The organism is Psychrobacter proteolyticus (assembly GCF_038155145.1).
Classification (GTDB): domain Bacteria; phylum Pseudomonadota; class Gammaproteobacteria; order Pseudomonadales; family Moraxellaceae; genus Psychrobacter; species Psychrobacter proteolyticus_B.
In genome coordinates this window covers 111,971-132,320 of the sequence record NZ_JBAKAY010000003.1, presented here as the reverse complement: position 1 = coordinate 132,320, position 20,350 = coordinate 111,971, and the positions used below count along the sequence as shown (strand labels likewise).

The following is a 20,350-nucleotide window of genomic DNA, read 5'->3' as shown; positions in this document are numbered from 1 at the left end:
TGACGACATAGCGGCTGTTTTTTGTCGATGCAAATAGGTTCTATAGTCATCCTATATTGGTATGTCTAATAAAGTGTGTTAACATTCATTTAAAATGAATGTTATAAGTATTTCTGAATTAGTCGGCTAAAAATTTTGATAACCACTGTAAAAAGGTCTACTCATTATTGCCAGTTTAGACGGATTATTTTTAACATCTCAATTTACCAATGAAGTTAATGACTAAGAGAAACAACATGGCCTCACCAAAAACGTTAGAAATCGTCACCGCAACTGTTCCTGTACTCGAAGAGCATGGCGTTGCGATTACCACTGTGTTTTACAAAAATATGTTTAATGAGCATCCTGAGCTGTTAGATATTTTTAATGAGACCAATCAAAAATTGGGAAGACAGCAGACGGCGCTAGCAATGACAGTATTGGCCGCTGCCAAGCACTTGGACAAACTGGCTACGCTATTGCCACAAGTGACCCAGATTAGCCATAAACATAGAGCCTTACAGATTTTGCCTGAGCATTATCCGATCGTTGGTAAGCATCTGATCGGGGCGATAAAAGAAGTACTAGGTGAGGCGGCTACCGATGACATTATTGACGCTTGGACGGAAGCTTATGATGAGATCGCCTCAGTATTTATTCAGATTGAACATGGCATGTATGAGCAGGCGATGTGGCAGGGGTTTGCACTGTTTAAGGTCACTAAAAAAGAAGCAGTTGCTACAGATATCGCAGCCTTTACCGTGGTACCAGTCGATAAGAGTGAGAACAATTCGGGCAATGATTCAGCAAACGCTTTAGAGATTGATTTGAGCAAGTTGATCTTAACCGCTGGTCAATATATCACGGTGAAAACAGACCCAAAAGACAGCGACCATATAGCTTTACGTCATTATTCTTTATACTCTGCCAGTACTGATGCAGGCATTCAGTTTGCTGTTCGACGTGATAACCGTAATGAGCATCATGGGTTGGTTTCTAACTATATGCATGATCAACTAGAAGTCGGTGATACGGTTTTATTATCGGCACCAGCTGGTGACTTTGCGCTCAATCAAGATTTGGTACAGCAAAATGATATTCCATTGGTATTAATGAGTGCAGGGGTCGGGGTTACGCCTGTACTGTCTATGCTAGAGGCGCAAGTATTAGCCAATCCTAAACGACCTATTATATGGGTTTATGCATGTCAAAATATCGCCCATCATGCTTTCTCTGATCAGGTAGAAGTATTACTCGAACAGGCTGAGAGCGTAGAAAAACATATCTTTTACTTTGAGTCTGGGCAGATATTAGATGAGACATGGCTTGCTACCTTGCCTAAACCTGCCGATATCTATGTGTGCGGCTCGATGCCATTTATGGAGAGCATGATTGACGGGTTAGTAGCCTTAGATCATGGTACCGATAGCGTTCATTACGAACCGTTTGGCCCTAAGATGAGTTTGGGTGGTTAAGTTTTTAACATATAGTCGGTGAACTACTAAACCGCTACGGTGTTATCCTCCTTAGATGTACTGTTTGTACAATCTGCAGTCGGCTGCCTTGTACCCATTTTAGAGTTCTTTGACTACAATATTCAAAATAAACGTTTATAAAAAAGCACTTAGCATGAAATAATCACGCTAACTGCTTTTTTAATCTTATTTGAAAATAAAGAGTATCAGGGAACATTACTCTTTATTTTCAACCAATCCAATCATCACACCCATCTCTTTCTTGTCTTGCTTATCGATACTAGGCGCATACAACGCTGAGGCAATACCACCATCTAAAAACAGCGCGTTTGAACAACCCAGCTCATCCTTAAATAGCTCTGCAAACTGATAAAAAGTCACAGGCTCATCGCTATTAACGAGTTTTATACTGCCATCACGGCAAACACCTGCACCATTACGCAGTTTGATTGAGCTGCTATCAGGGTTGAACTGTGGGTGTATCTCGTTATTGATGACCAGCATAGGACCCGATTGCGTCGCATACCAAGGCTGCACATCACCACTGTTTAGCTGCTCATTTAACGCATTACTTTCGGTGATTTGCACTGTGCCAGCTTTGTCCCACCACATAACCCCATTAGGTAATAGATGAAAATTACCGCCACCTTCTTTTGTATTTAGCGATTTGAGTTCTTTGCCTTCGATGACGGTATAGCCAATCGGCGCATAGTTTTCATTATACATGCCTGCATTCATTGCAAAGTTGAGGGTCTCATTGTTTGGTAATGTGGCCAATAACGTATCAAAGGTTAGCAAAGGCTTATTGTTATCAGAGGATTGCCAAAACAGTTGTAATGAATACCGCTCGCTCGCTAACGCAGTAGCATCGACACGGCAAACACTATAAGTAAAAGGTGTGTCTTCAGTCTGACACGACCAGCTATCGGTGTCGCTACTAGCCGCATTGGTATTTGTCTGCTGGCAGGCGCTCAGGCCTAGCGCGAGCACTATCGTTGATAGGGATAAGGTAAAAATAGAACTTGGCATCAATCACGCGTCTTTTAATGTACAAATTATTTAAGTTTGGCTGCTATCTACTGCTTAATTACACTTTCATTACTATTTTTTAAGTACAACAATTCAGGCGCTTATTCAGTCGCTAGCAGGCGGGAAGTCGCGGATTGTATTATTCACATTACCAATTAATCGCCCACCATCGGTGAGATTGGTCAAATGTTCAGAACTATATCCAGCGCTTTGTTCTGTTGGCGCGCCAGTTTCTTTGCCCTTATCGCGTGAGTCCTTGTTATAAGCAATGAGCGCATCATTATTGGCTAAAAAGCTATCAGGGTTTGCCATGACCCACATCTGGTTAAATACGTCGGCACGGGCACTATGATCGAGTAGTGCGCCTTTATCAGCAAAATAGAAAAATTTGGATAACAGCTTAATCTGCCCATCGTCTAAGCGGCGTGCGATATGGTACGGCTGCAATTGGCTAGGATGCTGTAAACCGACCGCGCCTACGATACTGGCAAGCGATTTTAGCGTGTTTTTGTGGAAACTTGCAACACGCTCAGCCTTACTAGGGACGTCGAGCGCCTTTTGACGATATGGATCTTGAGTTGCCACACCCGTCGGGCAAGTGTTGGTATGACAAGAGCGCGACTGAATGCAGCCGACTGCAAACATAAAGCCACGTGCCGAGTTACACCAATCGGCACCTAGCGCAATCATGCGCGCGATATCAAAGCCTGATACGATCTTGCCACTGACGCCAAGCTTAATTTTGTCACGGATGCCTGCACCAACTAAGGTATTATGTACGAGCAAAAACCCTTCAACCATTGGCATGCCGACATTGTCCATAAACTCGACGGGCGCTGCACCTGTGCCGCCTTCTGCACCATCGATAACGATAAAATCAGGATAGTTATCCGTCTCTATCATCGCTTTGACAATCGCCATAAACTGCCATGGCTGACCAATACATAGCTTAAATCCAACTGGCTTGCCGCCTGATAAATCACGTAGCTGCTGCCAAAAGGCAACCAGCTCGCGCGGGGTGCTAAATGCGGTATGCGAAGAGGGCGAGATACAGTCTTGACCCGTAGGCACTTGGCGCGTGTCGGCAATCTCTTGGGTGATTTTACTAGAGGGTAGGACACCACCTTTACCAGGCTTGGCACCTTGTGAAAGCTTGATTTCAATCATTTTAACTTGTGGATCGACGGCTTTTTCAGCGAAAGACTGTGGATCAAAGTTACCCGCGTCATCACGGCAACCAAAGTAGCCTGTACCCAATTCCCAAATCAAATCACCACCGAACTTGCGATGATAAGGGCTGATCGCGCCTTCGCCCGTGTCATGAGTAAATCCGCCGAGTTTTGCGCCTTGATTGAGTGCCATGATAGCGTTCGCTGACAGACTGCCAAAGCTCATTGCTGAGATATTGAATACCGACATGTCATGCGGCTGCTGACAACGCTCACCGCCGACCATGATACGAAAGTCTTTGTTCTCTAGTGGTGCACTGATGGTGGATTGCAAAAACCACTCTTTACCATGGGTATATAGATTGTCCAATGTACCAAAGGCATTAGTATCACTAACGTTCTTAGCACGTTGATAGACTAGTGCGCGCTGCTGGCGTGAAAACGGCACTTGTTCTTTATCGTCCTCAAGCAAGTACTGGCGAATCTCAGGGCGAAAATCCTCTAATACATAGCGAATATGTCCAGCGACAGGGTAGTTGCTCAATATCGCGTGCTTGGACTGAATCAAGTCATAGATACCAAGTGCCACAGCCAAACCACCGATAACAATCAGCCACCAACTTACCAACAATAAACCCGCTAACAGAATTAAAATCGCCGCGCCAAACGTGCTATAGCGAAGTAATAATCCGATAAAATATGGCGAGCTGGTTTTTGGTTCAGGGTTTAGATTGGTACGAGATTCAGGCATAGCGAGGCTCAATAGTAATGATTGATATAAATAAGATGCTTACATTTGTCGCGTACATCATACACGCATGACGTCGTTACGTCGGTATCAATGGGTAACAGGGTAGTAATACTACTAGGGTGTGTTCCTAGTCCTATTAATCACTATTTATGAAATGAGGATGCCCTTTCATAAACTTTAACAAACAATTTGTACTAAAGTTTGACTATCATTAATAGTGTCAAAAGCAATCTTAACCGGCAAAAACTGCTCAATTAGCCATGATTGGGTTTTAGTGTGTTCGCTGATAACTCGTGCAGTGAATTGGCCACCACCAGATAAAGCTAATGGTAACAACAATTGATCGGTTAGATATTCATCGGCCAGCGCATCGGTTTTGAATAGATAGCGTTTGACTAAACCTGCTAAGCGATTGCCCATCTTTTCCGCCGACGTACGCTTTTCACCCAGTAGCGTAAATATTTCGTGATGCAGATGATCGCCACATTCATGAGTAACCTGTGCATAGCAAGTATTGCCTTCACCGATACCGTCTAGCTTATTGGCTTTGGTAGTAATAAGTGAGTCATCTACTCCGCTTTCAAGCAGTACGGATTTAGCGCTGGCAAGTTCACGTTTGCCAATGTCATATTCTAAATTTAGGACACTGGCTACTAATGTGATATTTGTCAGCGCTCCACGTTTGGTTAGCGTCAATGGCTTGGAATCAGCACGGCGCATAAAAGGTGTAATGGTTGCTTTTATCACACCGCCACCGATGGGCGCAAAGCCTGCTTGTACGCATTCAATATCAACGTGCATGCCTAATTTCGCTAATGCAGGGACAAATGCCTGCTGCAAAAAGTCCGTGGTTGGCGCTAGAGGGTTGTGCGTACCGCCTTTTATACTCACTGTTGAGTTGATGTTTGGATCTGTATTAGCAAAAAGCAGAGCAGGAAGTAGCGTTTGTAGCACCAAACTGGTACTGCCAGCCGAGCCAATATCAAAATGGTAATCACCTGATTTGATAGCATTCGGCGCAAAGCGAAACGATGTGCTGCCCAACGTTGCACCTGATACGCTAGCGTTCGATATTTGCTGCGAGGCTTGTACGCACATCAGGTGTTGACGCATCAACCCAGGTTTGGCTCGCCCAGCGCGGATATTAAACATTTCAATGGGTATGCCTGTCAGCATCGATAATGAGAGAGCGGTACGAATGATTTGTCCGCCACCTTCGCCAGTGCTGCCATCTATTTTTAGGGTCACGCTCTTGGTGCTCGCAGTATGGGCACTGGCATTATTGGCGCTTTGGTTGGACATAAAGCTCATTGGTACACTCTCAAAGTTTAATTTTTCGTAAAGCGGGATGTGATTGTTTTATCGTGCGTGCTTAATTCACTATCAATTACTATCAAATAAAAGAGCCTAAAAAATACGTTATAACGCATATTTTTTAGGCCCTGTTCATCTATCAATCTATCAACGTTTAGCTTTAGATATCAACGATTAGCTGTTGAATTTTTTCGCTAATAACTCTTTGATAAATGTCACGACAGCTGCGCTGTGCTCAGAGTTTTTGATTTCATCTAATAGCTCAGCTTTTGACATGCTTTGGTATCTTTGTATGTCTTCGCTACTGATGTTTTTTGCGCTGTCGATCAAGCCTGATAGGCCATTGTTATCGTTATCACCACCAGTTACAGCGCCTAACATATCGTTCATGTTCATCATGGGTATTTCCTCATATAAAAGTCATTATCAAATTTTCAATGTGAAAATCATTATAAATCTGCGCTGTGGTCACATACCACACACACTTTAGTTTACCGCATCTATATTCGTTTGGGGGTATTAAAGTCGCCCTTTTTAGATAATGATTATGCGTCGGGAAGATGGGTTTTAGCCAAAACTGTTACACAGCTCAGCGATGATTTGGCTGGCATCAATCATCAATGCGTTTGGGTCCTCAGATGGCGTATCGCCTTCTTGGACTTTAATGTTGGCGTTGATACGACCCTTCAGTTGAGCCAGCTTTTTTTGCATATCGCTACGGATAAGTAGGGCTTCTGCGAGTTTCATTTTGGTTTTCCTTAAGAGGTTAAAATGCTTAACCTTATTTACTTTAAACACTTCATATATGTTGGGCATGACAGGAGTCCAACCCGTATCAATTTGATAACTATCATTTTCAGCCGAGAAGGGCATTGGCGACTGATACAATGGTAGGCTCTTTATAAACTTATATATTAGAATTTTTAGTAATCAACAACCTATAAAATCTTAAAGCGAATCTTCTTCTAAAGATTGGCTTGCTTTATTGCCTGCGCTAAAGGATTTAATCCATTAGCTTTCTTAGTTTCAATAAAAGCAATTTTATCCAAATAAATTTCTATGGCAGTCAAAATACAGAATGAGTGAAAGATTGATGTACATTTCTTTAGATAGTCTGTATAAGATATTTCTTTATAATCTTGACCATTGTTCAATCTATATTTGACCGTATCTTCTTCACAGAAAATATGTCCGTGGTGAGATGCATTTCTTAACTGACTATCAATATCTTTGAAGAGGTTGTAATAGTTAGAGTTGTTCTTTAAGGGGTTAGCTTTATTTGATTTATCTATTTTGTTGTATTTTTTTAAATTCATAGATTCAAACTGATCAAAATTTCTACCCTCAACAATATTATTTAAGCAAGCAAGAGTTTCAATATTACTAGTTATATGTTCAAAGCAATTACCATAAAACATCTTTACTTTTTCAAAGGATTTTGATGTTACAACCAAATCTTCCGGAAGGTACTCGGAAAATTTTACTTGTGAAAATTGACTAAAATTATTAAAAAATTGAAGGAAAATATCCAAAGCTCTTCTCATACGATCAGATTTTACACTTTTATAATGCTCTTTAAGTTCGTTTAACTCTGTCCTAGCAATAGTCTGTGTAAAATTAAGTGCATTTTCAAATAAAGATAATGAGTTATCACTTACAGATAAAAACTTATATATAAACTCATACAAAGCACTTTCAACGTCCAAGTCTAAGAGTCCATCCTTAAAACTTAAGGAAGCCAACTTTTCTATAGATAAGTCTTTTTTATTGTTGTTTTCTAAGTTCCAAGCTTTACGTAAGATTTCCCAATCATCGACAATACTCACATGAGGTTGTGATTGAATTTCAAAGTTTGATAAATTTCCTGACTTTATCATTTCCATAATATTATGTACCACTCTTCCTGAAGGGAAAGACAACTCACTACTGATTTCAGATTTAGATGCTAATATCTCATCAGATAAGTATCTGACAGGCAGCTCATCATAGTTGTTGACATTTTTACGTTTTATCAACTCACAGTTTTCAATAGTTTCAAATCCTTCAATATCACCTAAACTTTGATTTAGGTGTAGATTAAAAGCTAAGTTTTCATAGCATTCAATACAAGCTATTTCGTGCTTTTGAATATTTGAGTGACCAATTTGAACTCTGAAAACATTAATTTGATCACACGTTAGACATTTGAAATAAGATCTTACAATCATGATACTAGCCCTTTTAAATTTTATTTAAGATTATTTTTACTATAATAAATTGGATAAGGTGGAATCACCCCTTAACACAAACCACCTGACGCAGTGTATGTATTACTTCTACCAAATCACTTTGTGCTTGCATCACGTCATCAATATTTTTATAAGCCGCTGGAATCTCATCAATCACATCCGCGTCCTTTCGGCATTCTACGCCCTCGGTCTGTGCAATTTGATCGGCGACCGTAAATACCTTTTTCGCTTCGGTACGTGACATGATACGACCTGCGCCATGCGAGCAAGAGCAAAACGATTCTTCGTTCCCTTTACCGCGTACGATGAATGATTTGGCACCCATTGACCCCGGAATAATTCCATATTCACCAACGCGTGCACGGACAGCGCCTTTGCGGGTCACAAATACTTCCTCGCCATAATGCTGTTCTTTTTCTACATAGTTATGATGACAGTTCACTGCTTTTACGGCTGCATCAAATGGTTTAGGTATGATGTGGTGTAGCGCTTTGATGGCTTTTCCCATCATGATTTCACGGTTTTTAAAGGCAAAACGCTGCGCCCAACCCACCGCAAACCAATAGTCATCGAAATGCTCTGTACCCTCGGCAAAGTAGGCCAAATCTTTATCAGGCAAGTTGATAAACCACTTGCGCATGTCCTCACGTGCCAGCTCAATAAAATAACGACCGATGGCATTACCCACACCGCGTGAGCCTGAGTGCAGCATGATCCAAACTTGGTTGGTCTCATCAAGGCACACCTCGACGAAATGGTTCCCCGTACCCAACGTACCCAAATGATTAAGGTTATTGGTATTTTTTAGGCGAGGGTGCTTTTGGGTTATATAGTTAAAGTCATCAACCAGCGTTCCCCAACCGTTCATTACGGTATCATCAGGGTTTGCCCATGCGCCGACATCGCGGCGTGACCCGCGACCACGCGTTTTACTACGACCATGTGGAATGGCTTTTTCTAGTTCGGTACGCAGACCAAGCAAGCTATCTGGCAAATCGTTTGCGGTTAGGGTGGTTTGTACGGCCATCATTCCGCAGCCGATATCGACGCCAACTGCCGCTGGAATAATCGCTTCTTTGGTTGGCAATACCGTACCGATAGTCGCGCCGATACCGACATGTACATCGGGCATTACCGCAAGCCATTTATATACAAATGGCATTTTTGATGCTTTGATCAATTGATCGTGTGCTTTTGGATCGACAGGGACGCCCTTAGTCCAAAGTCTGATAGGCGTTCCACCGTCTTGAATGATGTTATGAGTGGTTGGTTGCATGTTGTATTCCTTAGCAGTGCAAAGTTTGTTTATTATTAAAGGTAATTCTTACTTTATATAATGCTAAGGGCGTGCCAAGTTTTTATGATATTTGCAATTTATTTGTAAGTGATTGATAGTAAATGGTTTAATTATTACATGTTTTTCAAATAGATAAATTTACTTAACCATGGTCTAAAAATATATAGAAATAAATCTAACTAAATAGAAAATAATATATTATTTACTAATGATAATCAGTGATAAGTAATATTATGAATAGTGTTTCGAACAACAAAACCGCCGTCATCGGCTTCCTCGGTACTACCTTAGATAATGGCTTTAATGATAAGCGTTGGCAACGTTGGCGTCCAACAGTGAGTCTAGGTCTGCATGACGAGCTACTGGTCGATGAGCTGCATATCTTATATAGCAAGCGCGATAAGCGCCTGTTTAAAATAATTGTCGATGACGTGGCGCAGGTTAGTCCGCAGACACAAGTGATTGGCCATCATGTGGCATTGATTAGTCCGTGGGATTTTGCCGACGTTTATGCTGAGTTGTATGATTTTGCCGCAGGGTTCGATTTTCAGGACAGTACCGATTACTTGCTGCATCTGACCACAGGTACGCATGTGGCGCAGATTTGCTGGTTCTTATTGGTAGAGGCGGGCTTTATTCCCGCTGATTTGATTCAGACCTCTCCTTGCCCAAGACCTGAGCAAGCCGATCCGCAAGGGCGCTATCAAGTGATTGATTTGGATGTCTCACGATATGATGGATTACGTGAACGCTTTGAAGCAGAAAAAGCCCAACATTGGCAAACCTTGCAAGCCGATCTAGTCACCCAAAACGCCGCTTATCAAAAACTCATCTCTGATATCGAAAAGGTCGCGACCCGCTCAACCGCACCCATATTATTGATGGGCGCAACAGGAGCGGGCAAGTCGCAACTGGCAGGCCAAATTTACGCGCTCAAAAAAGCCAAAGTTAACAGCACGCAAGGCAAAAACACGCTTGAACAATTCGTCGAGATCAACTGCGCCACGCTGCGTGGTGACACCGCCATGAGTGTGTTATTCGGTCATGTCAAAGGTGCCTTCACGGGAGCTGCGTCGAGCCGTGATGGACTGCTAAAATCAGCTGATGGTGGTTTGTTATTCTTAGATGAAATCGGTGAGTTAGGGCTTGATGAGCAAGCGATGCTATTAACCGCACTGGAGGAGCAGCGCTTTTATCCGCTCGGTAGTGATACGCCGATTAGCGTGTCGTTTCAGCTAATGGCAGGCACCAATAAAAACTTGCGGCAAGCGGTCGCTAATGGCGAGTTTCGGGCAGATTTATTTGCGCGTCTTAATACATGGACGTTCTTTTTGCCATCGCTGAAAGATAGGCTAGAGGACTTACCTGCCAATATCGACTATGAGCTAGCACGCCTCGGTAGCGAGCAGCAGCAGCAATATCGATTCACCCCAGAATCAAGGCAGCTGTATGAAAGCTTTGCAATGAGTCAGGATGCGACATGGCAAGGGAACTTCCGTGATTTGACCGCCAGTATGATACGCCTGACCACGCTGGCTGAGAGTAAAGTGATTCGTAATGATGATGTGCAAGCGGAGATTGAGCGCTTAACGCATCTTTGGGAGCTGCCTGATCGTTTAAATGGTTCGAATAGTTTAAGTAAGAAAAGTGCTACTTTAGATAGCGAAACCATCGAGCAGGGTAGCCATAATATTTTAATAAAATATCTAGATGAGGAAACTCTTGCGACTATTGATCCGTTTGATGCGGTGCAATTGGCGTATGTGATTGAGATTTGTATTAACCATAAAAATCAAGCGGCGGCTGGGCGCTATCTGTATGCCAACTCACGCGATAAGCTAAAAAGCCCGAACGATAGTGATAGATTGCGTAAGTATCTAATGAAATTTGGGCTGAGATTTGATGGGTTAAAATGAAGCATCTTTCATAAGATAAAACCCATCAACTAAGTCAAGATACTTATACTATAGCTTTATGGTTTATTCTCTTTTAAACGCCCGAACCAATCCGCTCCGCCAACGCCTGCAATTTCGGCACTATCATTGCCGCATAGTCGCCTGCTTTCCAGTTGGCACTTGGCACACTGGCATTCAGCGAATACGCGTATTGTCCTGTTGCGACATCATATACGCCAACTGCGACTGCTAATATGTCAGTAGAAAACTCTCCATCAGACACAGTATAGCCATACTTTTCATAATGCTCTGCCGCGCTGGCTAGGGCAGTTTGCGCGTGGTTATAATCCTCGGTAGATAAATGCTCTTGTAGATTACTAATGATGACAGCCTGTCTTGCTTGCGAGCTTACCGCATAAAAAGCCCGGCCAATGGCAGTACGTGCGACCGGTACCGCTGAGCCAACTTGCAAGTTGACCGATAGGCGTGCAGGACTACGGCAGCAGGCGTGATAGCGCATTTCTCCTTCGACTTCGGTTGCCAAATTCACCGATACTTCATTTTCACTAGCGAACTGTCGTAATAGTGGTTCAGCTGCTGCAACCATATCATGACGACTCCATGCGGTCGCGCTTAGGCGTACCGCACTACTGCCCAATTGATACTGTCCATGCTCAGTTACGCGTAAAAAACCAAGCGTAGTCAAAGTATGGATAAGGCGAGTAATGGTTGCTTTCGGTAGTTCGGTCATTTGACATAGCTGTTGATGGGTGAGCCGCTCATTATGCTCAAAAGCCGCCAGTATGATCAGTCCCCGTCCCAATGCAGTTACAAACTGTCGGTCATTCTCTTCCTTATTTTGACTCATTGTTGCATGCATGCGTTCGAGTAGCGGAGTAGCTGTTGATAAGGGTTTCGTCATTTTATACTCATATTTTTTTGATAAAGGTTTACAGCGCAGCGAAAGTTTGGTTAAATGGTTTTAAATTATGAAACTAAGTTTCGCACAGCGGAATAACGAAGTCAATGACTTGTTAGGCCAAATGTTGTATCAATCACTATTCGTCAGTCAGGATGACTGATACCAAGGAGATCCACATGGCAACATCTACTAGCCCACGCTTTGATTGGGAAGATCCTTTTTTACTACGTGACCAGCTCACTGAAGAAGAGCGTATGGTCACCGACAGCGCGCGTCAGTTTTTTCAAAAAGAGCTGATGCCTGGCATTATCGAGGCCAATCGCAACGAGAATTTTGACCGTAATATCATGCGTCAAATGGGTGAAATGGGTCTGCTTGGTGTCACGATTGAAGGTTATGGCTGTGCTGGCTTATCGAGTGTCGCCTATGGTCTGATTGCCAAGGAAGTGGAAGCGGTTGATTCGGGCTACCGTTCAGCGATGAGCGTACAGTCAAGCTTGGTTATGCATCCTATTTGGGCGTACGGTACTGAAGAGCAGAGAGAGCGTTATTTGCCTAAACTTGCTTCGGGTGAGTACGTTGGCTGCTTTGGTTTGACTGAGCCAGACTCAGGGTCAGATCCTTCATCAATGTCTACTCGTGCGCGCGCAGTGGACGGTGGCTATGAGTTGACGGGTAATAAAATGTGGATCACCAACAGTCCTATCGCTGACGTATTTGTCGTGTGGGCAAAAGATGATGCGGGTGAGATTCGCGGTTTTGTTTTAGACAAAGGCATGAAAGGCTTATCTGCGCCGAAAATCGAAGGCAAATTCTCACTACGTGCATCAGTCACGGGTGAGATTGTCATGGACAAAGTATTCGTCCCTGAAGCCAATGCTTTCCCAGATATCCGTGGTCTAAAAGGGCCATTTGGCTGCTTGAATAAAGCCCGTTATGGTATCGCTTGGGGTTCGATGGGTGCGGCTGAATTCTGCTGGAAAGCCGCCCGTCAGTATACGCTCGATCGTAAGCAGTTTGGTCGTCCGCTAGCGGCAACACAGTTGGTACAGTTGAAGCTTGCCAATATGCAGACAGAAATCACCTTAGGTCTACAAGCAGCGCTACGCGTGGGTCGTCTGATGGATGAAGACAATGCAGCACCTGAAATGATTTCACTCATTAAACGTAATAACTGCGGCAAGGCACTTGATATCGCTCGTATCGCTCGTGATATGCATGGCGGTAACGGTATCTCTGATGAATTCCATATCATCCGTCACGTGATGAACTTGGAAGCCGTCAATACTTACGAGGGTACACATGATATTCATGCGCTTATCCTAGGCCGTGCACAGACAGGTATTCAAGCATTCTTCTAAACTGAATTTAAGTTAAATGTTCAGATTTGGAACATGCCCTGACGTACGTTATTGTTTGGCTTTTTACGAAGCATATATAAGCAGTAGCGTACGTTTTTCAGTTGTTATTCAGGATGTAACTACTTAGCAATTACATCCTGAAGAACAATTTTATGATTAAAAAGTCAAAAAACACGCGACAGAGTAAGGGAATCTCATGACTGATATGACAGAGGGCGCATTGCATGGTATCAAGGTGCTTGATTTATCGAGAGTGCTAGCGGGCCCTTCTTGTACACAAGTACTTGCTGACCTTGGTGCCGAAGTTATCAAGGTTGAGCGTCCGCATATCGGTGATGAGACGCGTCATTGGGCACCGCCAACATTCAGCGATAACACCTCTGCTTATTACGCTACGATTAACCGCAATAAAAAATCACTGACGGTAGATATCACTACGCCGACAGGGCAAACAATCATTAAGCAGCTAATCGCTGAGAGTGATATTTTGGTTGAGAACTTTAAAGTTGGTGGTCTGAAAAAATACGGCTTGGATTATGACAGTCTAAAACAGTCTAATCCGCGGCTGATTTATGCGTCATTGACAGGCTTTGGGCAGACAGGTCCCGATGCCAAACGCCCCGGCTATGATTATATTATCCAAGGATTATCAGGGCTGATGAGTATCACGGGTCCAAGCGATGGCGAGCCGCACAAAGTTGGCGTGGCAGTCGTCGATTTGTTTGCAGGTTTGCAGTTGACGATTGGTATTCAGGCGGCACTATTGGCGCGTCAAAATACGGGTGTTGGTCAACATGTCGATGTGGCATTGCTCGACAGTGCACTGGCTATGCTGGCCAATGTCGGCATGAATCATTTGGCATCCGATAAGATACCGCCAAGGTTGGGTAATCAGCATCCTAATATCGTGCCGTATCAAGTATTTGCGGGCGAGGGCGAGCAGCACTTTATTTTAGCCTGTGGTAACGACAGTCAGTTTGCCAAACTGTGTGAGGTGCTCGCAGTTGATTGGCATACCAAAGAGCGCTTTGCGACCAATCCACAACGCGTTGCCAATCGCGAACTGCTGTGCGGGGAGCTGACTAAGTATTTTGCCAAGCAGCCACGCGCCTATTGGCTAGAAGTGCTAGATCAGGCAGGTATTCCATGCGGCGCGATTCATAACGTGGCTGAAGCCTTGGCCATGCCGCAAGCGCAAGCACGTGAGATGATCGTTAATTTCACCGAGCAAGGCAGTCCAGTACGTGCACTTGGCAATCCTATCAAATTATCCGCATCACCAGTCAGCTATCGTACGCCGCCACCGCAGTTAAGCGAACATACTGATAGTACACTTGCTGATTTGGGTTATGACAGTGAGATGATCGCTAAGCTAAAAGCTGATGGTATTGTTTAGTGCGTCGTTTGCAGTAGTATACTTGCAGGAATAGATGCTCAAAATAACAGCTAGAAAATGGAACTTCTTAAATAAAGCAGTGTTAAATACAGCAGTATCACAACAAATAATGCAAAACCAAGTAGTGTCAAACAAGGAATGTTGAGCATGAAAATATACAGCCATGAAAATTTAAGCCTGCATAGACCGCTGCCATATTTTTCTTATGGAAAGATACATGAGCCGTTAGAGATACCAGAACGTATGGTCGAGTTTTTGAAAGCGCCAGCTGCATTGGGCTTAGAGGTGACGAATGCTATCGATGTTGGCACCGGGCCTATATTAGCGGTACATGATTTTGGTTATGTTGAGTTTCTTAAGCATGGCTATGATGAATGGATGGCAGTAGGGGAAGACTTGGGTGCGCAGGTGCAGACAGGGATTTTTGTACCGTATGATAATCCTGGTATTGGCATCATGGCAAAAGCAGCTAAGTATCAAGCAGATGACAGTGCGCCCATTAGTGAGCATTCTTGGACATCTATCTATTGGTCAGCGCAAACAGCACTTAACGCAGCCGAAGCATTGCTAAATGATAAAGTAACAGACGCTGAGCGTGCTGACAGTCATATACAGCTTTGCTTTTCACGGCCGCCTGGTCATCACGCGCGTAAGAGCGCTGCGGGTGGGTTTTGCTATCTTAATAATGCTGCCATCATCGCCGAACATCTACGGCAGAAATACGCAAAAATCGCCATTATAGATACGGACATGCATCACGGACAGGGTATCCAAGAAATATTCTACGCCCGCAAAGACGTGCTTTATACTTCAGTACATGGTGACCCCGTTAATTTTTATCCAGCAGTGACAGGGCATGCGTTTGAAAAAGGCATAGGCGAAGGTGAGGGCTACAACATCAATTTCCCGATGCCACATGGTACTGATGAAGCAGGTTTCTTTGAATATATTGATAAATCTATTGAGGCGGTGGCGTTATTTGATCCTGATGTGATAGTTCACGTACTGGGCTTTGATGTCTACGAAAACGATCCAGAAGCAAGATGTGCTGTTAGTACAGAAGGGTTTAAAATATTGGCACAAAAAATGAAAGCGCTAAACAAGCCATTGATCGTCTTATTGGAAGGTGGTTATTACATTCAAAAGCTCAATGATAATCTACAAGCATTCCTATTAGGACTGATGGACGAGAACAGCAATAACGGCAGTAGTATTTAAACCAAATTAAAAGTAATAAAATAGGTCGCAGAGTTTACCACTACACTTTGCGAACTATGTTTTATAGATTCATGTCAGTTATCAATTATGAATTCTCAGTAAAACCTAAATGCTGCTCAATTTGCTCGGCCAATTCAACCAATACCGCACTGACCTCAGCCCGTTTAGACTCATACTCTCCTTGCAAAAAACTCACCGCCATACCAGCGACCGCATTTCCTGATGCGTTACGAATATAAGTCCCCAAGCAGTACATCCCATCGCGCAACTGTCCATCATCGAGAGATACTCGGCTTTCTTGTATCGCTGCAAGCTCAGTTGCCAAATCGGTAAAATTCTTGACCCCATGCTGGGTCATCGGCGTTGGAAACGTGTCTTTGTATAATGATTTTATACTGTCCATTGACAACGTCGATAGCATGGCTTTGCCTGTCGCCGAAAATACGGCAGGTACGCGAACGCCTGCACGAAAAGTAAAGCCAAGCGGCGCAGGCGACTCATGACAAGCCAAAAACACCACTTCGCCCAAATCAAGTTTTGACAAGGTAACCGTGTGCTGAAGGAGCACCGGATACTGCACAATCAAATCTTTAAACAACTGGGTGACGCCTTGTTGTTGCTCATATTTCCCAGCCCAATACATCAAATATGAACCCAAATAAAAGCGACTTTCAGGGTCTTTATAAATGACATGTTTGGTCAATAGACTTTGCAATATGTTGTGAGTAGAGCTACGAGGTAGCCCCAGTTCCTTAGCGATATGAGCCGCTGTTAAAGGCTGTGAGCTATCAGTAATCAAGTCCAAAATCTGAAACGTTTTGTCTAGCGCAGGCACGGCAGTCGAGCTCATAAATAACCTATAAAGTGAAATAAAAGAAAGAAGTACAAGATAATTTTTAAAATAATGAGATTAAGGGTTGCAAATCCCATCATATCGTTCTTATAATGATGTCTCGTATATAGAATACCTGTTCAGTATATTGAACAAAAAATAAATTATCAATAATTATTTACGACTTACTATTATATCCATTCTTATAAATACACCTATATGACAAGGAGCGTCAACATGTCACATGCGCTGCAGTTATCAAATCCAGATTTACTCAAACAATCTTGCTTCATTAAAGACGGCTGGCATGCCGCTAGTGATGAAGCTGTGCTTGATGTCAACAATCCTTTTAATGGCGAGCTCATTGGTACTGTACCAAGTCTGACCACAGAAGATGTCAACGAAGCCGTTGCTTATGCTCATGACGTCCAAGCAGACTGGGCAGCAAAAACAGCTAAAGAGCGTGCAGAGTTATTGCAAAAATGGGCTGATTTGATCGATGCCAATAAAGAAGACTTGGCTATTATCATGACCGCTGAGCAAGGTAAGCCGCTGACTGAATCACGTGGTGAGGTAGGTTATGCCAACAGCTTTATCCGTTGGTTCGCCGAAGAAGGCAAACGCGTCTATGGTGATGTGATTCCTGCCAATAGCACACAGCTACGTCATGTCGTTCTTAAGCAGCCGGTTGGTGTTTGTGCCGCTATTACGCCTTGGAACTTTCCAGCTGCGATGATCACGCGCAAAGTTGCTCCTGCGCTCGCAGCAGGCTGTACGATTATTGTCAAACCAGCCACCGAGACACCGTATTCGGCATTGGCACTGGGTGTATTGGCAGAACAAGCGGGTATTCCAGCTGGCGTTATTCAGGTCGTCACTGGTAAGTCTTCTGTCATCGGCGACATCCTAACAGGTGATGCACGCATTCATAAGCTGTCATTCACAGGCTCTACAGAAGTAGGCCGTACGCTGATGGCACAATGCGCGCCGACTATCAAGAAGCTATCGTTAGAGTTGGGTGGCAATGCGCCATTTATCGTCTTTGATGATGCCGATCTAGAAAAAGCCGCTGCCGGTTTAATCGCTTCTAAATATCGTAATGCTGGTCAGACTTGTGTCTGTGCCAACCGCGTATACGTGCAAGACAGCATCAAAGATAAATTCTTAGACGTATTTGTCAAAAAAGTCGCTGAATTAAAAGTAGGTAACGGCCTAGAAGAGGGCGTCGATATTGGTCCTCTTATCAACAAAAAAGCGTTAGATAAAGTGCAAGCCTTGCTAAAAGATGCGCTAGATAAAGGCGCAAAACTGGTCACTGGTGGTAGTGTCAATGATGCTTCAGAACTGACTTATAACCCAACGGTTATCACAGATATTAGTAGTGATATGGACATCGCTTCTGAAGAAATCTTTGGACCAATTGCGACCATCTTTACCTTCAAAGACGAAGCAGAAGTTATCCGTGCTGCTAACGATACTATCTATGGCTTGGCCGCTTACTTCTATAGTAGTGACTATGCACGTTCATGGCGCGTTACCGAAGGTCTTGAGTACGGCATCATCGGTCATAACACTGGTCTAATTTCTACAGAAGTTGCCCCATTTGGTGGTGTGAAGCAGTCTGGCTTTGGCCGTGAAGGTTCAAAATACGGTATCGAAGACTATATCACGACCAAATACTGGTGCTCTGATATCACCTAAGAGCTATAACCTAATGAGTTGGATTAATGGTTAGCACAGTAACAATTAAAAAAGAAAAAACTAGCGTAAATTTTTAGATATCTATGGTGTTTTGGGTCAACCAAGCACCATGTGATATCTACTAAGTACAAAGACAAACATCAAATAAACCGCCATTCACTAGATGGCACTTATGTTACGAACAAAGAAAAGGACATTCCCATGACTACCAATCAATCATTACTTGAGCGCCGCAAAGCTGTTTTACCAACAGGACTTGGGGTTGCCTTTCCTATCTTTGCAGAAAAAGCAAAGAATTCAGAAATCTGGGACATCGAAGGCAAGCGTTATATCGACTTTGTCGGTGGTATCTCAGTATTGAACACGGGTCATAGCCATCCAAAAATCACCCAACGTGTCCATGAGCAGCTAGACAAATTTACGCACACTGCGGCGCAAATGATTAACTACGAATGCTATGTGGATCTGGCTGAAAAGCTATGCGAAAAAGCGCCTATCAGCGGCGATACTAAAGCGTTCTTTTTGACCACTGGCGCAGAAGCCGTTGAAAACTGCATCAAGATTGCTCGTGCTAAGACCCGTCGTCCAGGCGTAATTTCTTTTGTTGGTGGCTGGCATGGTCGTACCATGATGTGTATGAGCCTGACAGGCAAAGTACTACCATACAAAAAGAACTTTGGCCCGATGCCAGGACCTGTGTTCCATGCGTTGTTCCCTGCAGAAGAGTTGAACGTTACAGAAGCGCAAGCGCTACACAGCCTTGATATGATCTTCCAAGCAGACATCGATCCTAGTGAAGTGGCAGCAATGATCGTTGAGCCAGTCCAAGGCGAGGGTGGTTTCCATCAAGTAACGCCTTCATTTGCTAAAGCGTTGCGTGAGATTTGTGATGAGCATGGCATCGTGCTTATTTTTGACGAAGTACAGTGTGGTTTTGCGAGAACCGGTACGTTGTTCGCCACTGAACAGCTAGGCGTTGAGCCTGATCTAATGACTGCTGCAAAGAGTTTGGCGGGTGGTTATCCTATCTCTGCGGTCATTGGCCGTGCTGACATTATGGATGCGCCGCAAGTCGGTGGCTTGGGCGGTACTTACTCTGGTAACCCACTTGCTTGTGTGGCGGCGCTTGCAGTCATGGAAGTGATCGAAGAAGAGAACTTACTTGAGCGTAGTGTTGTGATTGGTGATACCATCGCCGCGTTCTTAAAAGGCTTGAACCTAAGCAGTATCGGTCATATCCGTTATAAAGGCGCGATGCTAGCGTTTGAACTGATTGATAGCGAAGGCAAACCTGATGCCCCCGCCGCCGCCAATCTAAAAGCAAAATCATTTGAGCAAGGCTTGCTACTAGCGTCTTGTGGTATGTATGGCAATGCCATTCGTGTGATGGTGCCATTGACGGTTGAAGATGAAGTGCTACAAGAAGGCCTTGATATCATCAAAGGTATTCTAACGGCATAAGCAATACTGAGTGTCATTTACTTTAGCGATGGATCGCTTTTAACCAAGTACAGCTAGTTTAAGTACCGATATTGGTTAGAAGATTGTATGAAAGATAACGGCAAGGTTGCCCTTATGACGCTCGCTTTGAGTGAGTTTTTTAACGGCGCCTTGCAAGTCAAGACGCCGTTTTTGTTTTTGCTGTTTGAATACTATACCGACGGCAAATACAAGTTTTTCGGCGACGCGACAGACACAACAAACATGATGGGTATGATCCCATGAAACAAAAATAGTGTAGCTGTAACAGGCTCACACGGATGAAACACAGACAAGGAGTAGG

General features: G+C 43.7%; 17 protein-coding genes. 8 read left to right on the top strand and 9 right to left on the bottom strand.

Annotation, left to right across the window (positions count from 1 at the left end; genetic code table 11):
• Positions 1-236 precede the first annotated feature (236 nt).
• Positions 237-1,454 (top strand): globin domain-containing protein, encoded by a 1,218-nt coding sequence (locus tag V6252_RS04895; protein WP_341609562.1) that lies wholly within the window; start codon positions 237-239, stop codon positions 1,452-1,454.
• A gap of 216 nt (positions 1,455-1,670) precedes the next feature.
• Here V6252_RS04895 and V6252_RS04890 read toward each other — a convergent pair whose 3' ends face one another.
• The 7 genes from V6252_RS04890 to V6252_RS04860 form a co-directional block, all read right to left on the bottom strand.
• Positions 1,671-2,483, bottom strand: a complete 813-nt coding sequence (locus tag V6252_RS04890) for a phosphodiester glycosidase family protein (RefSeq protein WP_341609561.1) — start codon at positions 2,481-2,483, stop codon at positions 1,671-1,673.
• A 105-nt stretch (positions 2,484-2,588) separates the two neighbouring features.
• Positions 2,589-4,403 carry an FMN-binding glutamate synthase family protein gene (locus V6252_RS04885; protein WP_341609560.1) on the bottom strand — a complete coding sequence of 605 codons (1,815 nt, stop codon included), beginning with the start codon at positions 4,401-4,403 and terminating at the stop codon, positions 2,589-2,591.
• A 177-nt stretch (positions 4,404-4,580) separates the two neighbouring features.
• On the bottom strand, positions 4,581-5,705 hold the full coding sequence (gene rtcA / locus V6252_RS04880) for an RNA 3'-terminal phosphate cyclase (RefSeq protein WP_341609558.1): 1,125 nt from the start codon (positions 5,703-5,705) through the stop codon (positions 4,581-4,583).
• Positions 5,706-5,891: 186 nt separating this feature from the next.
• Positions 5,892-6,116: a hypothetical protein gene (locus V6252_RS04875; protein WP_341609556.1), complete on the bottom strand. Its 225-nt coding sequence runs from the start codon at positions 6,114-6,116 to the stop codon at positions 5,892-5,894.
• 168 nt (positions 6,117-6,284) lie between these two features.
• Entirely contained in the window at positions 6,285-6,464 is a 180-nt protein-coding gene (locus tag V6252_RS04870) for a hypothetical protein (protein WP_425355854.1), read from the bottom strand.
• Between the two features lie 218 nt (positions 6,465-6,682).
• The gene (locus tag V6252_RS04865) at positions 6,683-7,924 is read right to left on the bottom strand and encodes a hypothetical protein (protein ID WP_341609555.1); all 1,242 of its coding nucleotides are present in this window, start codon (positions 7,922-7,924) and stop codon (positions 6,683-6,685) included.
• Positions 7,925-7,988: 64 nt separating this feature from the next.
• The gene (locus V6252_RS04860) at positions 7,989-9,221 is read right to left on the bottom strand and encodes an RtcB family protein (RefSeq protein ID WP_341609554.1); all 1,233 of its coding nucleotides are present in this window, start codon (positions 9,219-9,221) and stop codon (positions 7,989-7,991) included.
• Positions 9,222-9,475: 254 nt separating this feature from the next.
• On the opposite strand from V6252_RS04860, the gene rtcR reads away from it, so the two are divergent.
• Entirely contained in the window at positions 9,476-11,158 is a 1,683-nt protein-coding gene (gene rtcR / locus V6252_RS04855) for an RNA repair transcriptional activator RtcR (protein WP_341609552.1), read from the top strand.
• A 73-nt stretch (positions 11,159-11,231) separates the two neighbouring features.
• Here rtcR and V6252_RS04850 read toward each other — a convergent pair whose 3' ends face one another.
• Positions 11,232-12,059: an IclR family transcriptional regulator gene (locus V6252_RS04850; protein ID WP_341609551.1), complete on the bottom strand. Its 828-nt coding sequence runs from the start codon at positions 12,057-12,059 to the stop codon at positions 11,232-11,234.
• A 176-nt stretch (positions 12,060-12,235) separates the two neighbouring features.
• Between V6252_RS04850 and V6252_RS04845 the strand changes: the two genes are divergently transcribed.
• From V6252_RS04845 to V6252_RS04835, 3 genes are all read left to right on the top strand, one after another.
• Positions 12,236-13,420, top strand: a complete 1,185-nt coding sequence (locus tag V6252_RS04845) for an acyl-CoA dehydrogenase (protein ID WP_191113865.1) — start codon at positions 12,236-12,238, stop codon at positions 13,418-13,420.
• Between the two features lie 196 nt (positions 13,421-13,616).
• Positions 13,617-14,816 carry a CaiB/BaiF CoA transferase family protein gene (locus V6252_RS04840; protein WP_425355853.1) on the top strand — a complete coding sequence of 400 codons (1,200 nt, stop codon included), beginning with the start codon at positions 13,617-13,619 and terminating at the stop codon, positions 14,814-14,816.
• A 147-nt stretch (positions 14,817-14,963) separates the two neighbouring features.
• Complete coding sequence (locus V6252_RS04835) at positions 14,964-16,034, top strand: histone deacetylase family protein (RefSeq protein ID WP_341609548.1); 1,071 nt, start codon at positions 14,964-14,966, stop codon at positions 16,032-16,034.
• An 85-nt stretch (positions 16,035-16,119) separates the two neighbouring features.
• On the opposite strand, the gene V6252_RS04830 is transcribed toward V6252_RS04835, so the two are convergent.
• Positions 16,120-16,884: an IclR family transcriptional regulator gene (locus V6252_RS04830; RefSeq protein ID WP_341609547.1), complete on the bottom strand. Its 765-nt coding sequence runs from the start codon at positions 16,882-16,884 to the stop codon at positions 16,120-16,122.
• Between the two features lie 219 nt (positions 16,885-17,103).
• On the opposite strand from V6252_RS04830, the gene V6252_RS04825 reads away from it, so the two are divergent.
• From V6252_RS04825 to V6252_RS04815, 3 genes are all read left to right on the top strand, one after another.
• A complete protein-coding gene (locus V6252_RS04825) occupies positions 17,104-18,567 on the top strand; it encodes an NAD-dependent succinate-semialdehyde dehydrogenase (protein WP_156410706.1) in 1,464 nt (487 codons plus the stop codon).
• Positions 18,568-18,768: 201 nt separating this feature from the next.
• Positions 18,769-20,028, top strand: coding sequence for a 4-aminobutyrate--2-oxoglutarate transaminase (gene gabT / locus V6252_RS04820; protein WP_341609545.1), 1,260 nt, complete (start codon positions 18,769-18,771; stop codon positions 20,026-20,028).
• A gap of 114 nt (positions 20,029-20,142) precedes the next feature.
• Positions 20,143-20,292, top strand: coding sequence for a hypothetical protein (locus V6252_RS04815; protein ID WP_166739214.1), 150 nt, complete (start codon positions 20,143-20,145; stop codon positions 20,290-20,292).
• Positions 20,293-20,350 lie beyond the last annotated feature (58 nt).